11 protein-coding genes are annotated in these 22,778 nt (G+C 59.0%); 2 read left to right on the top strand and 9 right to left on the bottom strand.

Features of this window, described 5'->3' with window-relative positions; all coding sequences use genetic code 11:
- The first annotated feature begins 94 nt into the window (after positions 1 to 94).
- Positions 95 to 1,063, top strand: coding sequence for a GlxA family transcriptional regulator (locus tag DFO57_RS07705; RefSeq protein WP_088900618.1), 969 nt, complete (start codon positions 95 to 97; stop codon positions 1,061 to 1,063).
- Positions 1,064 to 1,074: 11 nt separating this feature from the next.
- Here DFO57_RS07705 and lplT read toward each other — a convergent pair whose 3' ends face one another.
- From lplT to DFO57_RS07665, 8 genes are all read right to left on the bottom strand, one after another.
- On the bottom strand, positions 1,075 to 2,262 hold the full coding sequence (lplT, locus tag DFO57_RS07700; protein WP_014606730.1) for a lysophospholipid transporter LplT: 1,188 nt from the start codon (positions 2,260 to 2,262) through the stop codon (positions 1,075 to 1,077).
- Positions 2,259 to 4,409, bottom strand: a complete 2,151-nt coding sequence (aas, locus tag DFO57_RS07695; RefSeq protein WP_014595178.1) for a bifunctional acyl-ACP--phospholipid O-acyltransferase/long-chain-fatty-acid--ACP ligase — start codon at positions 4,407 to 4,409, stop codon at positions 2,259 to 2,261. Before aas ends, lplT begins: the two co-directional genes overlap by 4 nt.
- Positions 4,410 to 4,505: 96 nt before the next feature.
- The gene (locus DFO57_RS07690) at positions 4,506 to 5,891 is read right to left on the bottom strand and encodes an efflux transporter outer membrane subunit (protein WP_072136348.1); all 1,386 of its coding nucleotides are present in this window, start codon (positions 5,889 to 5,891) and stop codon (positions 4,506 to 4,508) included.
- 3 nt (positions 5,892 to 5,894) lie between these two features.
- Complete coding sequence (locus DFO57_RS07685) at positions 5,895 to 8,996, bottom strand: efflux RND transporter permease subunit (RefSeq protein ID WP_110015220.1); 3,102 nt, start codon at positions 8,994 to 8,996, stop codon at positions 5,895 to 5,897.
- Positions 8,993 to 12,196, bottom strand: coding sequence for an efflux RND transporter permease subunit (locus DFO57_RS07680; protein ID WP_013024375.1), 3,204 nt, complete (start codon positions 12,194 to 12,196; stop codon positions 8,993 to 8,995). The genes DFO57_RS07685 and DFO57_RS07680 overlap by 4 nt, the downstream gene beginning before the upstream one ends.
- Positions 12,193 to 13,416, bottom strand: a complete 1,224-nt coding sequence (locus DFO57_RS07675) for an MdtA/MuxA family multidrug efflux RND transporter periplasmic adaptor subunit (protein ID WP_170934929.1) — start codon at positions 13,414 to 13,416, stop codon at positions 12,193 to 12,195. The genes DFO57_RS07680 and DFO57_RS07675 overlap by 4 nt, the downstream gene beginning before the upstream one ends.
- A gap of 405 nt (positions 13,417 to 13,821) precedes the next feature.
- Positions 13,822 to 15,561: a penicillin-binding transpeptidase domain-containing protein gene (locus DFO57_RS07670; RefSeq protein ID WP_014595174.1), complete on the bottom strand. Its 1,740-nt coding sequence runs from the start codon at positions 15,559 to 15,561 to the stop codon at positions 13,822 to 13,824.
- A gap of 276 nt (positions 15,562 to 15,837) precedes the next feature.
- The gene (locus tag DFO57_RS07665) at positions 15,838 to 18,111 is read right to left on the bottom strand and encodes a molybdopterin-dependent oxidoreductase (RefSeq protein ID WP_110015299.1); all 2,274 of its coding nucleotides are present in this window, start codon (positions 18,109 to 18,111) and stop codon (positions 15,838 to 15,840) included.
- 187 nt (positions 18,112 to 18,298) lie between these two features.
- Between DFO57_RS07665 and galR the strand changes: the two genes are divergently transcribed.
- A complete protein-coding gene (gene galR / locus DFO57_RS07660; protein WP_013024371.1) occupies positions 18,299 to 19,309 on the top strand; it encodes an HTH-type transcriptional regulator GalR in 1,011 nt (336 codons plus the stop codon).
- A gap of 874 nt (positions 19,310 to 20,183) precedes the next feature.
- Here the strand turns inward: galR and DFO57_RS07645 are convergent.
- The gene (locus tag DFO57_RS07645) at positions 20,184 to 22,559 is read right to left on the bottom strand and encodes a beta-N-acetylhexosaminidase (RefSeq protein ID WP_041457449.1); all 2,376 of its coding nucleotides are present in this window, start codon (positions 22,557 to 22,559) and stop codon (positions 20,184 to 20,186) included.
- Positions 22,560 to 22,778 lie beyond the last annotated feature (219 nt).

The raw sequence follows: 22,778 nt of genomic DNA, 5'->3' as shown, positions 1-22,778 counted from the left end.
CAGTCCTCTCACCCCATCTTCCCCTGTAGCCGGAATGCGGTATAGTGGCCCGAAAGACAATAAACGAAATAATCGGGCCAATATGGAAACCAGGATGCCACCCAGCACTATCGCCGTTTTGGCGTTTAACGGTATAAGTCCTTTTCACCTTTCAGTGCCTTGCCTGGTGTTTGAAAACCGTGCCGGTGAAGGTTTACCTGCCTTCGATCTGCGCGTCTGTGCCGTGGATGCTGACGAAAATGCTAAGCTGCGCACCGTCGCGGGTTTTACGTTACATAGCGATCTGACGCTTGAGGATGCCATGCAGGCCGAGGTGTTAATCGTCCCTTCCTGGCGCAGCGCAACGGAACGTCCACCCGAGTCCATGCTGAATGCGGTGCGAACGGCCTGGCAGCGCGGGGCAACGGTGGTCGGCCTTTGCCTGGGCGCCTATGTGCTGGCGGAAGCCGGGCTGCTTGATGGACAGCAAGCCACCACGCACTGGAGCGCAGTGGCAGATTTTTCGCAGCGCTATCCGCAGATCACATTACTGCCTGACGTGTTGTATCTGGATGCGCATGACGGGCGACTGGTGACGTCGGCCGGCACCGCAGCAGGGCTCGATTGCTGTCTGCATTTAGTACGCCGCTGGTATGGCGCAGAGGTGGCGAACCAGATTGCACGGCGGCTGGTCGTTGCGCCCCACCGTCAGGGCGGCCAGGGGCAGTATATTGAACAGCCCCTGCACCATCAGCCGGGCGGAGACCGTTTATCGGATTTATTGAACTGGATGGTGGCGAACCTCGCTGAGCAGCATACGCTTGATGCACTGGCGCAGCGAGTGTCCATGAGCCGGCGAAACTTCACCCGACGCTTTCGTGAGCTGACGGGAATGACGGTCAACCAGTGGCTGCTGGGCCAGCGTCTTGCGTATGCTCAACGTTTGCTGGAAAGCACGCGCCAGCCGATCGAAAACGTGGCGCAACAGTCAGGCTTTGGCAGTGCGGTATCCTTGCGCCAGCACTTTAACAGGACTTTCAAGACCTCGCCGGGAGCCTGGCGTAACTTGTTTAGCCGCGACTGACTGCGAGAATGTTACATTTTAGGACGCCACAGCCACAGCACGGCAATCGCCAGTGCAAACAGTGCGCCGAAGCCCATGCCGGTCGCCACCGCGGGCGCGCCAGCCCGTATGGCTAAGGTATACAGCCCAAGCATCACCAGCATGGCGGTGTTTTCAACGAGGTTCTGTACCGCGATGGCATTACCGGATCCCACGCTCTGTTTGCCCCGCTCCTGCAGCAGCGCGTTAAGCGGAACCACGAAGAAACCGCCGAGTACGCCAATCACTAACAGCAGCAGGTAAGCATTCAGCAGCGTATGTTGCAGCGAGAAAATTACCACCACGATCCCAATCAGCACACCGGCAGGCATACAGCGGCGCACGGTCTCCAGCGTAACCAACCTTGCCGCCAGCGCCGCGCCCACGACGATACCGACCGCCACCATGGCATTCAGCGTGGTCGGGGTTTTGTTATCCTGGATCCCCAACGCCACCGGCACCCACAACACCAGCAGAAAACGCAGCGTGACGCCTGCGCCCCAGAACATGCTGGTCCCGAGCAGGGAGAAACGCGTTTCAGCGTTGTTCCACAGTACGCGCGTTGCGGCAATAAAGCTGCGCAGCATGGCCGCGAAGTTCCAGCTCTGGCCGGGACGCGCGGCGTGCAGTTTAGGGATAAACAGATTCGCCGTTACCGCCACGGCATAGGTCAAGGCACAGACCGCCAGCGCGGCAACCAGGTTCCAGTCAGCCAGGATGCCGCCCGCCACCGAGCCCAGTAAGATCGCCGCAATGGTGGAAGCTTCCATCAGCCCGTTGGCTTTGACCAGCTTCTCGTCATGGGCGATTTCCACAAGGATGCCGTATTTGGCGGGCGAATACGCCGCCGCGCCGATCCCCACCAGGGTGTAACCCAGGAAGGGATTAAAGCCAAAGCAGATGATCATCGCACCCAGTAGCTTCAGGCTGTTGGCAAACATCATGACCCGCCCTTTGGCAAAGCTGTCCGCCATCTGCCCCACAAACGGGGCCAGCAGGATATAGGTTGCCACGAACAGCATCTGCAGGATCGGCTGGCTCCAGTCGGGATAGAACTGGTTTTTTAATAATGCCAGGGTGGCAAACAGCAGGGCATTATCGCCGAACGCGGAGAAAAACTGCGCCACCATTACCGCTATCATGCCGCGCGACAATAACGGCGCATCACGTTCTACGATCATGCCTGTTCCTCTTCCGCCATGTTTTTCAGCGTGACATAGTCAGGTTTACCACTGCCCAGGAGGGGCAACGTTTTTACCACGCGAATGTCGCGAGGTACGGCCAGCTCGGCAGCCCCCAGCTCACGCGCGGCTTTTTGCAGGCTCTCGCGTGCCAGTTCGCTGTCGGTAGTAAACAGCACCAATGCTTCACCCCGATTACCGTCAGGCCGCAGCGAGGCCGCATGCTGTTTATCCGAAGAGGCCTTCAGGGCAATCTGCTCGACCACCTCCAGTGACACCATCTCACCGGCTATTTTGGCAAAGCGTTTGGCTCGCCCCTGAATCTGGCAGAAGCCGCCCTCATCAAAGCTGACGATATCGCCGGTATCGTACCAGCCCGCTTCACTCTGGCCTTCGCCGTTATCAGCTGCCGGGGTTTCCAGCACGCCGGGGTTCTCGACCCGCAGATAGCCCTTCATGATGTTAGGGCCACGCAGCTGTAGCTGCCCGCCGTTTTCGATGCCCGGCACCGACATCAGGCGAGAATCCATTCCCGGCAGGATACGGCCCACGGTATGCGCTTTCGCGGCCATCGGCACGTTGATCGCCACCACCGGCGCGCATTCGGTGACGCCATAGCCTTCCAGAATACGAATGCCGTACTTGTCCATATACAGCTGGCGCGTGGTTTCCTGCAACTTCTCTGCCCCGGCCACCACGTAGCGCAGTCGCGCAAAGTCATAGGGCTGGGCAAAGCGGGCATAGTTACCCAGGAAGGTGGAGGTCCCAAACAGAACGGTGCAGTTACGGTCGTAAACCAGCTCCGGCACGATCCGGTAGTGCAGCGGGCTGGGATAGAGAAAGACCTGCGCTCCGGTCATCAGCGGTGTAAACAGCCCCACGGTCAGGCCAAAAGCATGAAACAGCGGCAGGGCCGACATAAAACGGTCGCGCGGCGTAAAGTCTGCCACGGTACGGATCTGTTCAACGTTGGCCAGCAGGCTTTTGTGCGAGTGCACCACGCCTTTGGGATGGCCTTCCGATCCCGACGTAAACAGCACCATCGCCGCCTCTTCCGGCTGCTGCGCCACCTGGGCCTGGCGCGGCGCGATCAGATGCGCCAGTATCCAGAGCTTGTCTTTGAGCGTGACGGTATCCTTCAGATCTTCCAGGTAGATCCACTGTACCTCTGTCAGGCCCTGCGGCAGGTGCCACAGGTTGCCCTTGTCCAGAAACTGGCGGGACGTAAACACGGTTTTCACTTTTGATGCGGTCAGCGCCGCGCGCATGCCGCTTACGCCAGCGGTATAGTTCAGCATCGCAGGCACGCGCCCACGCAGGGAAGCGCCCAGGATAGCCGCCGCGGTGACCGTGGCGTTAGGCAGCAGCAGCCCTACGTACTCGTTGGGCTGACTGTAACGCTCCAGAATCCGTCCGACGCCCAACGCTTTTTTCAGTAAACCGGTATAGCTGTCCGGTTTGAAATTCACGTCTTCAATGCAGCGTTTAAACGCGCCGTAGCGCTGGCGGGCATTGAGAAATGCCTCAAACAGGGTTTCCCGTGGGCGCACGGCCATGCGTGCTTCCATCATAATGTGATGCAGGTGTTCACCGGCCAGCACGCGACGATCACGGGCGCGTTTCGCTTCAGGCATCGGAATATGGGTGCCGGGTAAAACGCTGAGTGTGATGCGCGGAAACAAACGACGCTTAAAGACGCCCGCCAGGCGACCAAACGGCGTAAACTCCGCGCCTTCAATGCGCATCGGCACCACGGTGGCACCAGATTTTGCCGCGACAAATCCGGCCCCGCTGTAAATTTTCATCAGCGATCCGGTGACGGTAATCCGGCCTTCCGGGAAAATGACCACCGGACGCCCGCTGTCGATCAGCCGCACCAGCTGCTTCAGCCCCAAAGGTTTAGTGGGATCGAGCGGAACAAAATCCACGTACGGCTTGATGAGACGTAAAAACCAGTGCTCGCTGATCGATGAGTAAATCGCAAAAACCGGTTTGATGGGCAGAAACAGCGCCAGCAGCGCCCCATCCAGAAACGAGGTGTGATTCGGGGTAATCAGCACCTTCTGCTTATGCAGTTCAGCGAGATCGCCCCGGAGTTCAACCCGCCACAGCAGGCGGAATACCAGGCGGAAAAAGGTGAATAACATGCCGGCTCCTTAGCATCTTAAAAATAGCCACTCACGATGCAGGATTTAGCCGTAATCGACAACTGATTATTGGCAGATTTCAGCGCTATGCCGCCTTCATGGTGCGGTATGCCAGCCGCCGCCCAGCGCCGCGATCAGCGCCACGCTACTGACCCACTGTGTGCTTTTCAGCGTCAGTAAACTTTGTTGCGCGCTCAGGCTGCTGTTTTCGGTTGTCGCCACATCCAGATAGTCAATCATCCCGGCCTCATACTGATTGCGTGTGACCTGGGCCGAAGTCTGCGCGGCGGCGGTGGCGCGCTGCTGTGCGGCGATTTCGCCCTGCAGCGTGTTCAGTTCCACCAGGCGGTCTTCGACATCCTGCATCGCCGTCAGCACCGTCTGTCGATAGTTCGCCACGCTGGCATCGTAGGCAGCGCGGGCCTGATCCACACTGGCCGAGGTGGCGCCAAAGTCCAGCAGCGAGCCGCTCAGCTCGGGTCCCAGCGACCAGACGCGGTTAGGTAACGCGAACAGGTTATGCAGCGCAGAGGCGCTCACGCCGCCGCTGGCGCTGAGGGTGAGATCGGGATAGTACCCGGCGGTGGCAACCCCGATCGCCGCGTTGGCTGCCGCCATTTTACGCTCGGCCATGGCGATATCGGGACGGCGCTGCAGCAGTTCGGCCGGTAAGCCGCCGGGAATCGCCGGTAAGGTTGCCGTCAGGGTTGCGGCAGGCAGGCTGAAATCCGCAGGCGCTTTGCCCACCAGCAGGGCGATCGCATGTTCCATCTGGGCACGCTGCCACTGATAATCCTGGGCCGAGGCGCTGGCGCTCTCCAGCTGTTGCTGCGCCTGAGCCACCGTGGCGCGGGATTCCGTTCCCGCCTGATACTGGTTCTGTATCACGCTCAGATAACGCTGATAGGCGGCGATGCTCTGCTGATACAAACCAATTTTTTCGTCCATGATGCGCAACTGGAAGTAGTCTTCCGCCAGCTCGGTCTGGGCGCTCAGGGTGATATTGGCGAGTTCCGCTGCGCTGGCCTGCGCGCTGGCCTGATCCTCTTCCCGTGTCCGACGCAGTTTGCCCCATAAATCCAGCTCCCAACTGGCATTCAGCGCCGCCTGATGGCTGCTGCTGGTGGTGCGCGTGCTGTCAGTGTGGCTGCCGCTCCGCGTCGCACTGGCGTCATAATCCAGGGTGGGAAACAGCGCCGCCCGGGACTGCGCCACCAGCGCCTGCGCCTGGCGATACTGCGCCGCGTATTCAGCCACATTCTGGTTAGAGAGGCTGACCTGACTGAGCAGGCTGTTTAGCGTGGCATCCTGGTACACCGACCACCATTCGCCCTTGTGCCGATCGTCCTGGGGCGTCGCCTGCTGCCAGCCTCTGGCCTCTTTGTAGTGAACCGGCATCGCCATCAAAGGGCGTTGGTAATCGGGGCCAACAGTACAGCCGCTCAACAGCAGCACCAGCACGGCCGGAAGACGTGATTTCATGATTCAGGTTCCCGCATGGCGCAGACGACGCCATTGACGTTGGGTGGCACGGCTCAGGCGATCGAGCCACAGATAAATAACCGGTGTGGTAAACAGCGTCAGCAGCTGGCTCAGCGCTAAGCCCCCGGCGATGGCAATGCCGAGCGGGCTGCGTAAGTCGGCATCACCGCCGCTGCCCAACGCCAGCGGCAGCGCCCCGAAGAACGCGGCCAGCGTGGTCATCATAATGGGGCGAAAACGCATCAGGCAGGCCTGGGTAATCGCCTGCTGCGGTGAAAGGCCAAGCCGCCGCTCGGCATCAATGGCAAAGTCGATCATCATAATCGCGTTCTTTTTTACGATACCAATCAACAGGATAATGCCGATCAGCGCGATCACCGTGAGCTGCGTATTGGTCAGTAACAGCAGCAGCAGCGCGCCCACGCCCGCCGAGGGCAATGTCGACAGAATCGTCAGGGGATGAATATAGCTCTCATACAGCACGCCAAGAACGATATAGACCGCCACCAGCGCCGCCATAATCAGCCACGGCATCGTGGCGGTCAGTTGATTAAATTCGGCCGCTGTTCCGGCATAGCCCGCCTGAATGGTTGAGGGCAAGCCAATCTGGGCCATCGCCTGTTTGATCAGCGCCTCCGCCTGCTCCAGCGAGACGCCGTCATTCAGGTTAAAAGCCACGGTGCTGGTAGCTGACTGCCCCTGATGCGTCACCGTCAGCGGAGCATTGCCGCCCGTGAAGCTGACAAAGGCCGACAGCGGAATGCGGTCGCCGCTGTCGTTAATGACGTACAGCTGCTGCAATATCGCCGGATCGCGGGTATCGCTGTCCTGCAGCGACATCACCACGTGATACTGATTGAGTGTATGGTACAGCGTGGCAATCTGGCGCTGGCTGAACGCGTTATTCAGCATCGTGTCCAGCATCTTCACATTCACCCCCAGCCGGGTGGCCTGGTCGCGGTCGATCGTCAGCATCACTTCCTGACCGCCGGTTTGCGCATCGGAATCAACGCTGTTGAGCTGCGGAATCGCCGCCAGTGCCGCCTGGACTTTAGGCGTCCACTCGCGCAGCAGGGCCAGATCGTCCGCCTGCAGGCTGTACTGATAGGTGGCATTGGCACTGCGCCCGCCGATGTGCAGATCCTGCGCCGCCATCAGAAACAGCTGCGCGCCGGGGATCTTACTGGTTTTCTGGCTTAAGCGGTTAGCCACCTGGCTGGCCGTGGCATCACGCTTGTCAAAAGCTTTAAGCCGGACAAAAAAGTCGGCGTTATTGCGCGAGCCAAACATCCCGCTGCCCATGGATGACATCACGCTTTCAACGGCAGGATCGGACCGAATGATGTTGGTGAACTGCAGCATCTTCGGCTTCATCGCCTGAAACGAAATATTCTGATCCGCCCGTAAGGCCCCCATCAGCAGGCCCGTATCCTGTTCGGGGAAAAAGCCTTTCTGCACCACCGTATAGAGAAACAGGTTAAGCAGCACGGTGAGCAGCAGGCTGAACAGGGTCAGTTTCTGATGGCGCATGACCCAGTTGAGACCGCGCGAGTAGGCCGCAAGCGCGTGGTTTAACTGATTTTCAATCCACTGATAGAGCGGATGCGGGCGCTTGCTCACGTTGGGTTTCGGTTTCAGCAGCCGCGCGCAGAGCATCGGCGTCAGGCTCAGCGAGACAAACATCGAAATCACCAGGGAAACGGTTAGCGTGATCGCAAACTCGCGAAACAGCCGCCCCAGCAAGCTGCCCATCAGCAGGATGGGAATAAACACGGCAATCAGCGAGACCGTCATCGACAGCACGGTAAAGCTGACCTCCCGCGCACCGCGGATGGCCGCACGCAGCGGGCGCTGGCCGGCTTCAATATGGCGGGTGATATTTTCCAGCACCACGATGGCGTCATCAACCACGAATCCCGTGGCGATGATCAGCGCCATCAGCGACAGGTTATCCAGGCTGTAACCCAGCAGGTACATCACCGCACAGGTTCCGATCAGCGAGACCGGTAGCGCCAGGGCCGGAATGATCACCGCCTGCAGGTTGCGTAAAAAGACAAACACCACCGCAATCACCAGCAGCACCGCAATCAGCAGCGTTTCTTCGGTATCGTATAGCGAGGCGCGCACGCCGGGCGAACGGTCCACCACCACCTTAAGCTGAGTATCGGCAGGCAGATCTTTTTCCAGGGCAGGCAGGCGGGCTTTAATGGCATCGATGGTGTCCAGCATGTTGGCGCCCGCCTGGCGCTTGATGCCCACCATGACCGCCGGTTGGGCATTGAGGAAGCCGGCCTGATAGCGGTCCTCCACTGAATCGTACACGCTGGCGACGTCGCCCAGCCGCACGCCATTGCCGTCTTTGTTGCTGATAATCAGGTTGCGATAGCTGGCGGCTTTGTCCAGTTGGCCATTGCCGTCCACCATCCACGACTGGCTGCTGCCCTGCAGCGAGCCTTTAGGCAGCGTGGTGGTGCTGTTGGCCACTGCGCTGCGCACCGTATCCAGCGAAATACCCGCGTGGATGAGCTTAAGCGGCTGCAGATCGATGCGGACCGCAGGCAGCGCGCTTCCCATTAATGACACGTCGCCCACGCCCTTGATCTGCCCCATCGCCTGCTCGATTTTACTTTCGGCCAGATCGTAGAGTTCACCCGGCGAGCGGGTGGCGGAGGTCAGCGCCAGCATGACAATCGGCGCATCCGAGGGGTTGGCTTTGTGGTAGGTCGGCAGCGATGCCATCGCGCTTGGCAGCAGGCTGCGTGCCGCGTTGATCGCCGCCTGCACGTCGCGTGCCGCGCCGTTGATATCCCGGTTAAGTTCGAATTGTAAAATGATGGTGCTGGAGCCCTGCGAGCTGTTTGAGGTCATCTCGGTGATACCGGCAATCTGCCCCAGCGAGCGTTCCAGCGGCGTGGCAACCGTTGCCGCCATGGTTTCCGGGCTGGCACCGGCCAGGCTGGCATTAACCATAATAGTCGGGAAATCCACCTGCGGCAGCGGGGCCACCGGCAACAGGCGGTAGCCCAGCACGCCAAGCAGCAGAATCGCCATCGTCAGCAGCAGCGTGGCGACCGGGCGTAAGATAAACAGCCGGGTCAGGTTCATTGCCCGCTCCGCGCCTGTTGCTGACGGCGTTTCACCCAGGCATTGCCGCGCTGGGCAATCCCATCAAACCACAGATAGATCACCGGCGTGGAGAACAGCGTCAGTACCTGGCTGACGATCAATCCGCCGACAATCACCAGCCCCAGCGGCTGCCGCAACTCGGCACCCGATCCGGACGCGAGCATCAGCGGCAGTGCGCCCAGCAGCGCCGCCATGGTGGTCATCAGTATCGGGCGGAAACGCAGCAGACAGGCCTGATGAATGGCTTCCCGGGGGGAGAGATGCTGCTTGTTTTCGGCCTCCAGCGCAAAATCGATCATCATGATGGCGTTCTTCTTCACGATGCCGATGAGCAGAATCACCCCGATCAGCGCAATCAGGCTGAACGCCGTATTCGCCAGCAACAGGGTTAACAGCGCCCCGACCGCCGCTGAGGGCAGCGTCGAGAGGATCGTCACCGGATGGATAAAGCTTTCATACAGAATGCCCAATACCACATACATCGTCAGCAGGGCCGCCAGTATCAGCCACAGCGTGTTACCTGTGGCGCTTTGAAACGCCGAGGTTTCTCCCTGATAGCGCAGCGTAATCGCCGAGGGCAGCTGCAGCTGTGCAGTCACTTTGGTAATGGCGTTCTGCGCATCTTCCAGCGAATAGCCGTCGTTGAGATTGAAGGAGATCATCACCGCCGGAAACTGATTCAGCCGCATGTGCATCAGCGACCCGGTCCGTTGATGGATCGTGGCGATGGCGGTCAGCCTGACCATGCCGCTGCTGGTGGTTGTGGCCGTGCTGGTAGCGGTTGAGGCTGATGAGGTATCCGGGCTGCTGCTGGCAGACGTGCTGTCTGATGCGGTGCTGGACGTGCTGGCAGAGGGTTTCAGATACACATCGTCGAAAGCGGCCGGGCTTTGCTGGTATTGCGGAGCGACTTCCAGCACCACGCGATACTGATTCGACTGGGTAAAGATCGTCGAGACCAGCCGCTGTCCAAACGCGCTGTAGAGCGCGGTATCAACGTCCGCTGCGGTCACGCCCAACCGCGCGGCTTTGTCCCGGTTCAGCTCGACATAAGCCACCTGGCCCTGATCCTGTAGGTTACTTACCACGCCGTTGAACTCTGGCCGTTTCTGCAAGGCCGCCACCAGTTTCGGCGACCAGGTCACCAGGTCTTCGCTGTTGGCATCGTCAAGGGTGAACTGATACTGGCTCGGCGTGACCTGATCGTTAACCGTCAGATCCTGTGCCGGTTGCAGATAGAGCTGAATGCCGACCACGCGCGTTGCCGCCTGCTGCAGCTGTTTGATGATTGCACCGGCTTTGTCGTCGCGTTGACCAAAGGGCTTCAGGTTGATCTGCAACCGACCGCTGTTCAGGCTGGTGTTGTTGCCGTCAATACCGATGGTCGAAGAGACGCTCTCAACCGCCGGATTCTGCATGATCACCGCAGACAGCGCCTGCTGGCGCTTCGCCATCTCGGTAAAAGAGACGTCCTGCGTGGCCACGGTCACGCCCTGAATCAACCCGGTATCCTGAGTTGGGAAGAAGCCTTTGGGGACAAGGATATACAGCAGCGCGGTGAGAGCAAAGGTTGCCAGCGCCGCCAGCAGCGTCAGTTTCTGATGATCCAGCACCCGGGTCAGCAGGCGGTCGTACCCGCGAATCAGCCAATCAAAAACCTCGCCGCCTTTGCGCGCGAAACGGGACTGCTTCTCGGGCGGAACAAAGTGCAGCAGGTAAGCACATAGCATCGGCGTTAAGGTCAGCGAGACCAGCATTGAAACCAGAATGGATACCGCCAGCGTGATGGCAAACTCGCGAAACAGGCGCCCCACCACATCGCCCATAAACAACAGCGGAATCAGCACCGCAATCAGGGAAAAGGTCAGAGAGATGATGGTAAAGCCAATCTGCTGCGATCCCTTTAACGCCGCCTCCAGCGGTGGCTCCCCTGCTTCCAGCCGCCGGGAAATATTCTCGACCACCACGATCGCGTCGTCGATCACAAAACCGGTGGCAATCGTCAGCGCCATCAGCGACAGGTTATTGAGGCTGAAGCCAGCGAGATACATCACGCCAAAGGTTCCCACCAGCGAAAGCGGTACCGCCACGCTGGGGATCAGCGTGGCCGCCACGTTACGCAGGAACAGAAAGGTCACCATCACCACCAGCGCAATGGAAAGCATCAGCTCAAACTGGACATCGCTGATGGAGGCGCGAATGGTTTGGGTACGATCGGACAGGATGGTCATTTTCACGCCGTCGGGCAGCGCGGCCTGCAGCGTGGGCAACTGCGCCTTGATGCTGTCCACCACCTGGATGACATTCGCCCCCGGCTGGCGCTGCACGCCGATCACGATGGCCGGGTGGTTGTTGGCCCAGGCAGACTGAAAGCTGTTTTCCGGTCCCTGCTCAATATGGGCGATGTCCTTCAGCCTCAGGGCGGCGCCGTTCTGGTAGGTCAGAATCAGGTTGCCGTATTCGGCGGCGGTGCGCAGCTGGTCGTTGGCGTCGATAGTGACGGAGTGATAGCGGCCGTCAAATCCGCCCTTGGAGCCTTTGACGTTGCTGTTGCCGATAAGCGTATTCACGTCTTCCAGCGTCAGGCCATGGGCCGCCAGCGCCTGAGGGTTCATCTGCACGCGAATTGCCGGTTGGTGACCGCCCGCGAGCGTTACCATGCCCACGCCGGAAATTTGCGAGAGCTTGAGCGCAACGCGGGTATTCACCAGGTCCTGAACCTGCGTCAGCGGCAGAGTATCCGAGCTGGCAGCTAAGGTGATGACCGCACTGTCGGCCGGATTGACCTTTTTATAGGTGGGCGGCGTGGGCAGATCGGTCGGCAGCAAATTATTGGCGGCGTTGATGGCGGCCTGCACCTCCTGCTCGGCCACATCCAGCGACAGATCCAGGCTGAACGTCAGGGTGATGATCGACGATCCGCCTGAGCTGGTCGAGCTCATCTGGCTCAGGCCTGACATCTGTCCCAGCTGGCGCTCCAGCGGTGAAGTGATCGTCGATGCCATTACGTCCGGGCTGGCACCGGGATAGAGCGTTGTCACCTGAATAGTTGGGTAATCGACCTGCGGCAGCGCCGACGTTGAAAGAAACCGGTAAGCAAACAGGCCAGCGATCAGCACGCCCGCCATCAGCAGGATGGTGGCGACCGGACGCAGAATAAAGAGGCGTGACGGGTTCATTGTGCCTCAGCCGGTGGGGTCGGTTGGGTGCTGTCCGCGACCGAAACTTTACTGCCGTTGGTCAGGCGATCGATCCCTTCCGTGACCAAACGGTCGCCAGGCTTCACGCCCTGCAGAATAGCCTGCCACGTCTCACCGTAAGCCGGACCTGCCGTAACCGGCTGGCGCGTCACGGTGTTGTCTTTATTGATGATAAAAACAAAGCTGCCGTCGCTGCTCAACTGTAACGCCTGCGCCGGAATAATGGTGGCGCCTTTCAGCACGCTGGTTTGCAGGCGTAGGTTCACAAACTGGTTGGCGTACAGCGCCTCGTCGTCGTTAGCGAACATGGCTTTCAGCGTAATGGTGCCGGTCGCCGTGTCGATCTCGTTGCTGATAAATTTCACCTGCCCCTGACTCAGGGCATGCTGGTTATCCTGATCGAAGGCGGTGGCGGGCAGTGTCCGATCGTGATGAAGGGCTTTTACCAGCGTCGGGATATGACTTTGGGGCACGCTAAAGGTAACGGCGGCAGGCTGCATCTGGGTAATGGTCACCAGCCCGGTCGTGGAGGCACTCTGAATCATATTGCCCGGATCGACCTGACGCAGCCCTACCCGACCACTGACGGGTGCGGTGATGCGCGCATAGCCAATATTCAGCCTGGCGCTGGCAATCTGGGCCTGATCGGCAGCCACTGCGCCGCGATACTGTCCCACGGTCGCGATTTGCGTATCTAAATCCTGGCGGGACAGCGAGTCCTGGGCCGCCAGTTTACGGTAGCGTGCCAGCGTCAGTTCGGCACTTTTCAGCAACGCCATATTTTCGCTGAGCTCCCCCTGATACTGATTCAGCGTGGCCTCGTAGCTGCGGGGATCGATCTGCGCCAGCAGCTGGCCCGCTTCAACCTTCTGCCCTTCGGTGAAGTAAACCTTCTCCAGTTGACCGTCTACCCGGCTGGTGACCGTTACGCTGGCATTGGGGATCACCGTACCCAGCGCGTAGAGATAGACCGGCACATCGGCGGTGCTGGCGGTGCCGCTGTGAACCAGCGTCGTGCCGCCTTTCAGCATACCAGGGCCGCCATGGCGTCCGGCATGACCGCGCGCGGGCAGGATGCCGCCTGCGCCTTTATGGCCCATCAGTCGCCATGCCACGGCGGCAACCATTAACAGCGCAATGAGCAGAAGCAGCCATTTCAGCCAGCGGGAACCACGGGTACGGGGAGCGTGAGTAGTCATCGAACTCTTCAGGTAAACAGGGATAAAAGAAATCCTCCGGATGGGAGGCATCGTCGAAACGGCATCTGCAAAGATTATCGGCTACTTGTGTTACGACTTTCCATCGCCAAACCGTAAGGGTTGCGTTAAGAAACCTTACCAGTCCCCTGTCCACGGGGTGGACCCGCACGGATAACAGGGGCTGGCGGCCGGAATAGTGGGCAAAAAAAACCCACGCATCTGCGTGGGTTGGTGTAATAACGATTGGCCTTGCCGGAGCAGTGCCCGTTTTCACACCCATCAATACCTCTGGGATGTCCATACTCTCACCCTGCAGGAGTCAGTGACAGGTGAAAAAGGAAAATGAATTCGGCGAAATGAAACGAGGTGTAAAAACATCCACACCTCACTTACAGTTTGATTTGGTTAGGATTTATCTGAACCACTATCCACAGGCTTGCTGTAGATGGCATCCGGGGCAATATTCATGTGCTTGAGCACCGGCCCCATGATGTTACCGAACACCGGCGCGGCTACGGAGCCACCGAAGTGATCGCCCGCGGTAGGATGGTTAATCATTACCACCAGCGCCACCTCAGGATGGCTGGCCGGGGCAATACCTGCGGTGTAGTTCACATAACCGCCGTCATACTTCCCGCTGCTGCCCATCTTTTCAGCCGTACCGGTTTTGGTGGCCAGTCGATAGCCCGGTACCGCCGCTTTCAGTCCGGTACCGCCCGGCAGGACGTCACTTTCCAGCATGTGCACCACTTCCTTGACCGTTTCCGGATTAGCGACCTGCTTGCCCAGCACCGGCGGCGTCACTTTGGTGATCGACAGCGGACGATAAACGCCATAGGAACCCAGCGTGGCGTATTCACGGGCAATTTGCAGCGGCGTGACGCGCAAACCGTAGCCGAAGGAAAAGGTCGCGCGTTCGATATCGGCCCAGCGCGTGCGGTGCAGCGGGAAATACCCAACGCTTTCGCCGGTCAGCCCCAGCCCGGTGGGTTTACCCAGGCCAAATGCGTAGTAGGTGTTCACCAGGGCTTCCGCCGGCATCGCCAGGGCGATATGTGAAACGCCGATGTCGCTCGATTTTTGCAAAATGCCGGTCATGGTCAGGCGCGGCCAGTGACCGACGTCGCGGATCAGGTGGCCGTTAACCCGGTAAGGCGTGGTATCCAGCACGGAATCCGGCCGGACGAGGTGACGTTCCAGCCCTTCCATCACCACAAGGGGTTTTACCGTTGAACCCGGCTCGTAGCTGTCATTAATGGCGGTATTGCGCATCTGCGCTGGGGTTGCCCCCTGATAGTTGTTGGGGTTGAACGAGGGATAAGAGGCCATCGCCAGAATCTCGCCCGTATCAATTTTAACCAGCACCGCCGCGCCCGAATCCGCCTTGTTTAGCAGCACGCCATCGCGCAGCTTACTGTAGAGCGTGTACTGGCTGAATTTATCAATGCTGAGCTGCACCGTCGGCGGCTGAGTGGGCGGCTGGTAGCTAATCATCGCGATAATATTCCCCGCCGCATCCTGCCGGTAGACTTCTTTACCCGGCTGGCCCTGCAGGACTTTATCAAAGCCCTTCTCCAGTCCGTTGAGGCCGGTGTTATCGGCCCCCACAATACCAATCAGCGGCGCGGAGGCTTCGCTCATCGGATAAAAGCGACTGTCGTCGTAGACTTCACTGATGCCTTTAAGCTTCAGATCTTTAATATCTTTGGCGATCCCCAGTTCGACTTTGCGCCCGAGATAGAGAAAACGACGTTTGGGGTTAGCGGTGATCTGTGCCGCGACCTCTTCTGGTCGCATACTTAATGCCGCCGCCAGATAGGCCCACTTGGCGCTGGTAAAATCAGGGTTGCTCTCCAGCACGCGCTGCGGATCGGCGATGACATCCCGCGACGGTACGCTGAGCGCCAGCGCTTCGCCGTTGCGATCCAGTAAGGTGCCACGGCTGGTCGGAAGCGTAACGGTACGCAGCGAGCGCTGATCGGCCTCATGTTCCAGCATGGGCTGATTAAGAAACTGCAAATCGGCGACGCGCACCAGCAGAACAGCCATGCAGGTAAATACGCCCAGGCAGATCAGGCGAAAACGGAAAGGGTTAAACGGGGCTTTTATCTGGTCTTTACCCAGTAATTTTTTAATCCGGGGCATGGCAATCCGCTGCGCTTAAAAAAAAGAGGTCAATCCCGCAGTTATAATCAAAGCACGGGTAAAAACACAGGAAAACTGTGTATCAGTTCGTTATCGTTCAGTTTATTTCGGGCAAAAAAAACCTGCGTATCTACGCAGGTCGGTGTAATCAAGAAAAGATCAGTTGATGTTCACCCATCAATACCTCTGGGATCCTGAATGTAGCAAGCGAAACGGCTTTTTCGCCACGACTGAAACGCAACAGATGCCTGCAAAATGTAACCAGCCGTGTGAACCTTAGGCTTTTGTGCAAACGGCATGTTTTTTAATGTCAACCAGGCAACTCATGGCGTTAGGTCCCTGCGTCAGGGAAGACGTGCCGATATCCAGGGTTAACACATTGGGGTTGCCCGCCCGGTCAAACGGCTGCCACGCTTTGCCAAAACCGGGATCAAACCAGGCGCCGGTGGAAATGATCACCACGCCCTGCTTCAGCCCCTCGGTCAGACGCACGCCGGCCAGTATTTTGCCGCGTGAATTGCTGACCTCAATTTCGTCACCGTCTCCGATATGCCGCACCGCCGCATCCTGCGGATGCATATACAGGGTTTCATGCCCGGCGGTTTTGTTACCCTGAACGGTAGCCGTCGCATCTAACTGGCTGTGTAACCGGTCCGATGGCTGAATGGAGATCATGTGTAGCGGATAATCACGGCTGGCTGCCGCGCCCAGCCATTCCTGAGGCTCACGCCATTCCGGATGCCCGGCCATATCCTCCAGGTGGTAGTCGGCGATGGTCTGGCAGAACAGCTCAATCTTACCGCTGGCAGTCTGTATCGGGTTGGCCTCGGGATCGGCGCGGAAGTCTTCCATAAAGATATAAGGCTTACCGCCTTCGGGGATCTCCACAAAGCCACGCTGCCAGAACTCACCGAACTCAGGGAAAGGAATGCCACGACGGCCGTGCGCCACCGCACATTGCTGGTAGAGATGTTCTATCCACTGCATCTCGTTGCGCCCTTCGGTGAAGGTATCGCGATAGCCTAAGCGCTCGGCGAGATCGGCAAAAATATCAAAGTCGTTCCGTGCCTGATGTTGCGGCTTAATCGCCTGGTGCATTGCCAGTACAAAACGGTCACGTGATGAACCGCCGATGTCATTACGCTCCAGCGTGGTGGTGGCGGGCAGCACGATATCGGCCATCTGCGCCGCAGGTGTCCAGACGATATCCTGGACCACTACGGTATCCGGCTTCTGCCAGCCTTCCACCAGCCGGTTAAGCTGCTGGTGATGGTGAAACGGATTGCCGCCCGCCCAGTGCACCATATGAATGTCCGGATAGTGCAGGATTTCGCCCTGGAAACCATAAGGCTGGCCGGGATTGAGCAGCATGTCACTGATGCGGGCAACCGGAATGGACAGGCCCGAAGGGTTCGGTCCGGTGCTCATCATCGGCGCGGGGCCTTCCTGACGCGGATTGCCCACGCTGTTCATCGAGCCGTGTCCAAACGAGAAGCCCGCACCCGGCAAGCCCGGCTGCCCGAGCATGGAAGAGAGCGCGATCATCATCCAGTAAGGCTGTTCGCCACGGTGGGCGCGCTGGACCGAATAGGAGCAGGTGATAAAACTGCGTTTGCCGATCAGCTGTCGGGCCAGATGTACAATGCGATCCGCCGGGATATCGGTGATCTTGCTGGCCCAGCCGGGCGTTTTGGCGATGCCGTCGCTTTCACCCAGCAGATAGGCACGTAGCTGTGGCCAACCGGTGCAGTGACGGGCCAGAAACGCCTCGTCGGTCGCACCACGCTGACAAATTTCGTAACCGAGTGCCAGCATCAGCGCCACGTCGGTATTCGGCCGGATCGGGATCCACTCCGCGTTAACAAACTCTGGGCAGTCATCGCGCATCGGGCTGATGTTAATCACCGGCGTGCCTTTTGCCGCCAGCTGCTCCAGCGCCGGTTTCAGGCTGTGCTGGCCTGCGCCGCCGGATGCCACCTGAGCATTTTTTAACGCCAGCCCACCGAAGGCGACAAACACCTCCGCATGTTCCACCACCTGCGGCCAGTCGGTGACGCGCCCGGTCAGCGGCATGTAGGTGCCCATCACGTAAGGCAGGAAAAACTGCGCGGCGCCCCAGCTGTAGTTGCCTTGCTGATCGACGCCACCGCCACCCTGGAAATAGAAGCGGCGCACCAGCGTACGCGCATGGTTGACGCGCCCTGCCGATGACCAGCCGTAAGAGCCATTAAAAATGCCGGATGCACCGTAGCGTTCGCGAATACGGCGATTTTCCTCGGCCACCAGATCCAGCGCCGTCTCCCAGTCAACGGCAACAAAATCTTCGCGTCCGCGCAGCGTGCGGTCACTGTTTTCGCGCGATTTCAGCCATGAGCGGCGCACCATGGGCTGGCGAATACGTTTGTCTGAGTAAACCAGTTCCGGGATGGTGTTGAGCATCGGCGAGGGATCGGCGTCGGCAAAAAAAGGTTCGCAGCCGATAAGACGATCGTTTTCGCTTACCGCGGTAAAGGCGCCCCAGTGCGCCAGATGTGGCACTTTAGTTTTCATGGTCATCGCTATGGCAGGTGTTGGGATCAGCAGCATAGCATGGGCCGCAACCTGAACAGAAGGCATCACCAACCGTCTGATTTTACCCTGTTTGCGACAGCGCTGGCATTCTGTTGTCTTGATGTGCGCCCGCTTTTCCGTAACACTGGTGCGATGTGTAAACGTTTCCCCAAAATCAGGTAATCGCATGGCCACCATTAAGGATGTTGCCCGGTTGGCGGGAGTTTCCGTCGCCACGGTTTCCCGCGTCATCAACAATTCGCCTAAAGCCAGTGACAGTTCACGTCAGGCGGTCAGCCAGGCGATGGAGTCGCTGCAGTATCATCCAAACGCCAATGCACGGGCGCTGGCGCAGCAATCCACTGAAACGCTGGGGCTGGTGGTCGGGGATGTTTCCGACCCGTTTTTTGGCGCGATGGTGAAAGCCGTTGATGAAGTAGCGGGCCAGACAGGCAACTTTCTGCTGATTGGTAACGGTTACCATAATGAGCAAAAAGAGCGGCAGGCTATTGAGCAGCTGATGCGCCATCGCTGCGCGGCGCTGGTGGTGCACGCCAAGAAAATCCCCGACAGCGAGCTGGAAGTGTTGATGAAGCAGATGCCGGGCATGGTCTTACTGAACCGTCTGCTGAAGGGTTTTGAAAAGCGCTGCATCGCGCTGGACGACCGCTACGGCGCCTGGCTGGCGACGCGCCATCTGATTCAACTGGGCCATCAGAATATTGCGTTTATCTGCTCCACTCACACGATTTCCGATGCGGAGGATCGCCTGCAGGGTTATTACGATGCGCTGCAGGAGCACGGCCTGCCCTGCAACGATCGGCTGGTCGCCTGGGGCGAGCCGGACGAAGTCGGCGGCGAGCAGGCGATGACGGAGTTGCTGGGGCGCGGTAAAAACTTCAGCGCCGTGGCCTGCTACAACGACTCCATGGCCGCCGGTGCCCTGGCGGTGCTGAGCGACAACGGCGTGCAGGTGCCGGAAGAGATGTCACTCATCGGCTTCGATGACGTGCTGGTTTCCCGCTACGTTCGCCCTCGCTTAACCACGGTGCGTTACCCGATTGTCACCATGGCGCAGCAGGCCGCTGAACTGGCTCTGGCGCTGGCACATCAACAGCCGCTGCCGGAAGTGACCAATATGTTCAGTCCCACGCTGGTCCGCCGTCATTCTGTCGGCGGCCCGGCGACCTCATCCTGAGTTGATCCTTGCCTTGCCGCGACGCTCAGCGCGGCATAATCTCCCCTGGAAACCCATCCGCCGAATCAGCTTCAGGCCATTGTTCCGTATATCTTTTCCATCCCTCATCTTCTGCGGAATAAGCTGGTGGCATTCGTGTTGCAGGAAGGCGGCAAGGTGAGTCATCCCGGGAGCTTACTGCAGTAAGTGACCAATATGTTCAGTCCCACGCTGGTCCGCCGTCATTCAGTCGGCGGTTCGGCGACCTCATCCTGAGTTCATCTTTACCTTGCCGCGACGCTCAGCGCGGCATAACCTCCCCCTGGAAACCCATCCGCCAAATCATCCCCAAACCATTGTTCAAAATGTCTTTTCCATTCCTAACCTTCAAGGGAATAAGCCGGTGGCATTCGTGTTGCGGGAAGGCGGCAAGGTGAGTCATCCCCGGGAGCTTACTGCAGTAAGTGACCACTATGTTCAGTCCCACGCTGGTCCGCCGTCATTCAGTCGGCGGACCAGCGACCTCATCCTGAGTTCATCTTTACCTTGCCGCGACGCTCAGCGCGGCATAACCGCCCCCTGGAAACCCATCCGCCAAATCATCCCCAAACCATTGTTCAAAATGTCTTTTCCATCCCTCATCTTCTGCGGAATAAGCCGGTGGCATTCGTGTTGCAGGAAGGCGGCAAGGTGAGTCATCCCCGGGAGCTTACTGCAGTAAGTGACCGGGGTGATGAGCCGCGGCCAACGCACCTGCGGCGCGAAGGACACCCGCTTATTGGCTGGGGTGATGAGCTGCGGCCAAGGACACCTGCGGCGCGAAGGACGCCAGCTTATTGGCTGGGGTGATGAGCCGCGGCCAAGGACACCTGCGGCGCGAAGGACACCCGCTTATTCATTTGAAGGCGCGGAGGAGGGCCTCAAGAGGCCTGACAAGGGCGATGACGGTTTCGTCCTGCACCTGCGCCGCCGCATCCAGCTTCGCATGCATTTGCGCCATTTCGCTGGCCCCAAACGCCTGGTTACGGACATAGGCATTCACCATGTTAATGCCCATGACGCTCAGCTCATCCACCTGTTTCGCGCTGCTTTCCAGCGCCTTAAGTGGCGCGCTGCCGTTGAGTAATGGCGCAACCTGAGCAGCGTTATCGTGCCAGCGTTGGAGTTGAGAGCGAATAGCTGCGGCAGCCGCCACGTTGCTTCTGTCTTCAACCAGCGCGACCACCTGCTTATCCAGTGTTCTGACGGCGTCGCTTTCTGCCGGTAAAACATCGGCCAGCCGGTTCAGCGGCTCAAAGTAGTTGTAATGTCCGGCCTGAAACTTGAGATGCTGTCGAGTGTAATACTGGGCCGGTTCCAGCGCCTGAGCCAGCACGCGCAGCGGCTGAATATCCGTGCTGTTTGCAAGCCGCGTCATCTGTCGGTCTGCCTGATAATGCTGCTGCAGCCCCACCGATACGGTCGTCCAGCGGTCCATTGCCGCCAGCCGCTGGTACATGCTGTCGGGATCGGTGACATCCTGGGCTGACCATAACCGCTCCGCCACCACAAACGCACGCGGCCAGAGTTTGGTATCAATAATCGCGCTGTTGACGTTTTCGGCCCACAGCGCGGCCTCACCGCCCAGCAGGTTTTGCTGCATCTGGCGCGCATCCGGCAGCACAGGCTGAATCCCCTTGGGCACCGCGTCGAGCCGCTGCCCTTCGGCCGCGTAACGGACGTTACCCACCAGCATGTATCCGCTCAGTTGATTGTTCGCCAGGGTGACGACCGGTTTGAACGGTCCCATCCAGGTATCCACCGTGAACGTCAGCCGGTTCGCCGAAAGCCAGTCGATGGCGTTCACCAGACGACGCGATTTTCCGGCAAAGTCGATAAAACCGCGCCAGCCGTCGCGGCCTTTAATCAGGGTGAAACTCCCCGTTACCGGGCTGCCTTTTAACCGCGGCATGGTAAAGGACCAGCTCTGAGCCTGTTCGCCCGACTGCACCACATCTTTGCCGTTAAGGCCCTGAGGATAGATTTCGTTGCGATAGTGATAGCTGGCCGGCTGAGGCTGATCGAGATAAAAACCCGTGGACAGAATGCCGCGATAGCCGTTTTTCGCTACCGTGCCCAGTGCATCCTGTCCCTGCCAGGACTGAATCAGAATGCTGTGCGGCAGATCGGGATGGGCAATTTCATCCCAGCCCACCATGCGCCGCTGGTGTTTTTCGAGGATTTTCTCAACGCGCTGATTGAACCAGGCCTGCAGCGCATGGGGATCGGCTAATCCACGATCGCGCATAAACTGCTGAACAGCGGCGGATGCCTGCCACTGGCTGGGGTCCACCTCATCGCCGCCGATATGCAGGTAGGGATCGGGGAAGATCGCCGCCATTTCCCCCACCAGCGCGTCAATAACCTGATAAACCTGTTCGTTGCTGGGATCCAGCAAGGGTTTGAAAACGCCCCACCCGCGTTCCATCTGATACGGCCCCGGCGCGCTGATCAGTTCCGGCATCGCCACCGCCAGCGCGGAGGCATGGCCGGGTATATCCAGCTCCGGCACCACGCGCACGCCACGCTCAGCCGCATACTGCACCACCTCACGCATCTCCGCCTGAGTATAGAAAAGCCCGTCGCTGGCTTTCTGCTGCAGTTGCGGATAGCGGAGGGAGGCAAAGCGCCAGCCCTGATCGTCGGTGAGATGCCAGTGCAGCACGTTCATTCGCGCCGCCGCGATCCCATCGATCTGGCGTTTCAGCGTTCTGACCGGCATAAAATGGCGGGCGCTGTCGATAAGGATGCCGCGCCAGGCAAAGCGCGGTTTATCGTGAATTGTTATCCAGGGAATACGGGTGCCTTCGGCACTGTTTTCTATCAGTTGCAGTAACGTTTCCATGCCGCGCATCGCGCCAAAGCGGCTGTTGGCTTTCAGCAGCACGCCGTCGCGGTTGACGTCCAGTTGGTAACTTTCATCGCTGTCAGGCTGAGGGACAGGGTTGACCGCCTGCGCGATGGCAATACGAATTGTGGGATGCTCAACCGGCTGATCGGCGGGTAACAGCGGCCAGCCGGTTTGGCGAGCGATGCGCGACAGCCAGCGTGTTTCGGCGCCGGGCAGCGTGTCCCCGACAATCTGTAGCGTCAGCTGTGGGGTGAGCGTCAGCCAGCCTGCGTGGGCAGGTTGCTCAACCTGCTGTGGCCACGGCATGAGCGGCAGCGTATCGGCGGCGGCGGAAAAGGTCAGCGCACAACAACAGATCAGCACATTTCGACGTAACGGCATTGGCACGGCTCCCTGCGGGTCAATGGCTAAAAAGAACGATAAACAGAGTTAAGTCATTTTGCTCCGCTAAGCAAATTCGCCCGCCGGAAAAGGCGATCTCGGGTCTGTTTTTTTTCAGTGTCGATTTTATCTTCTTGTTCAAGGCTTCTTTGCTTCAGGTCAAAAACAAGCCGATTAATTCACTGCAATTACTACATGTTGAGTCTAAAATCCAAAAAC

Origin of the sequence: Pantoea sp. AG702, assembly GCF_003182295.1 — a bacterium.
GTDB lineage: Bacteria > Pseudomonadota > Gammaproteobacteria > Enterobacterales > Enterobacteriaceae > Pantoea > Pantoea ananatis.
The sequence above is the reverse complement of the archived record's forward strand: the minus strand, read 5'-3'. Positions and strand labels throughout refer to the sequence as shown.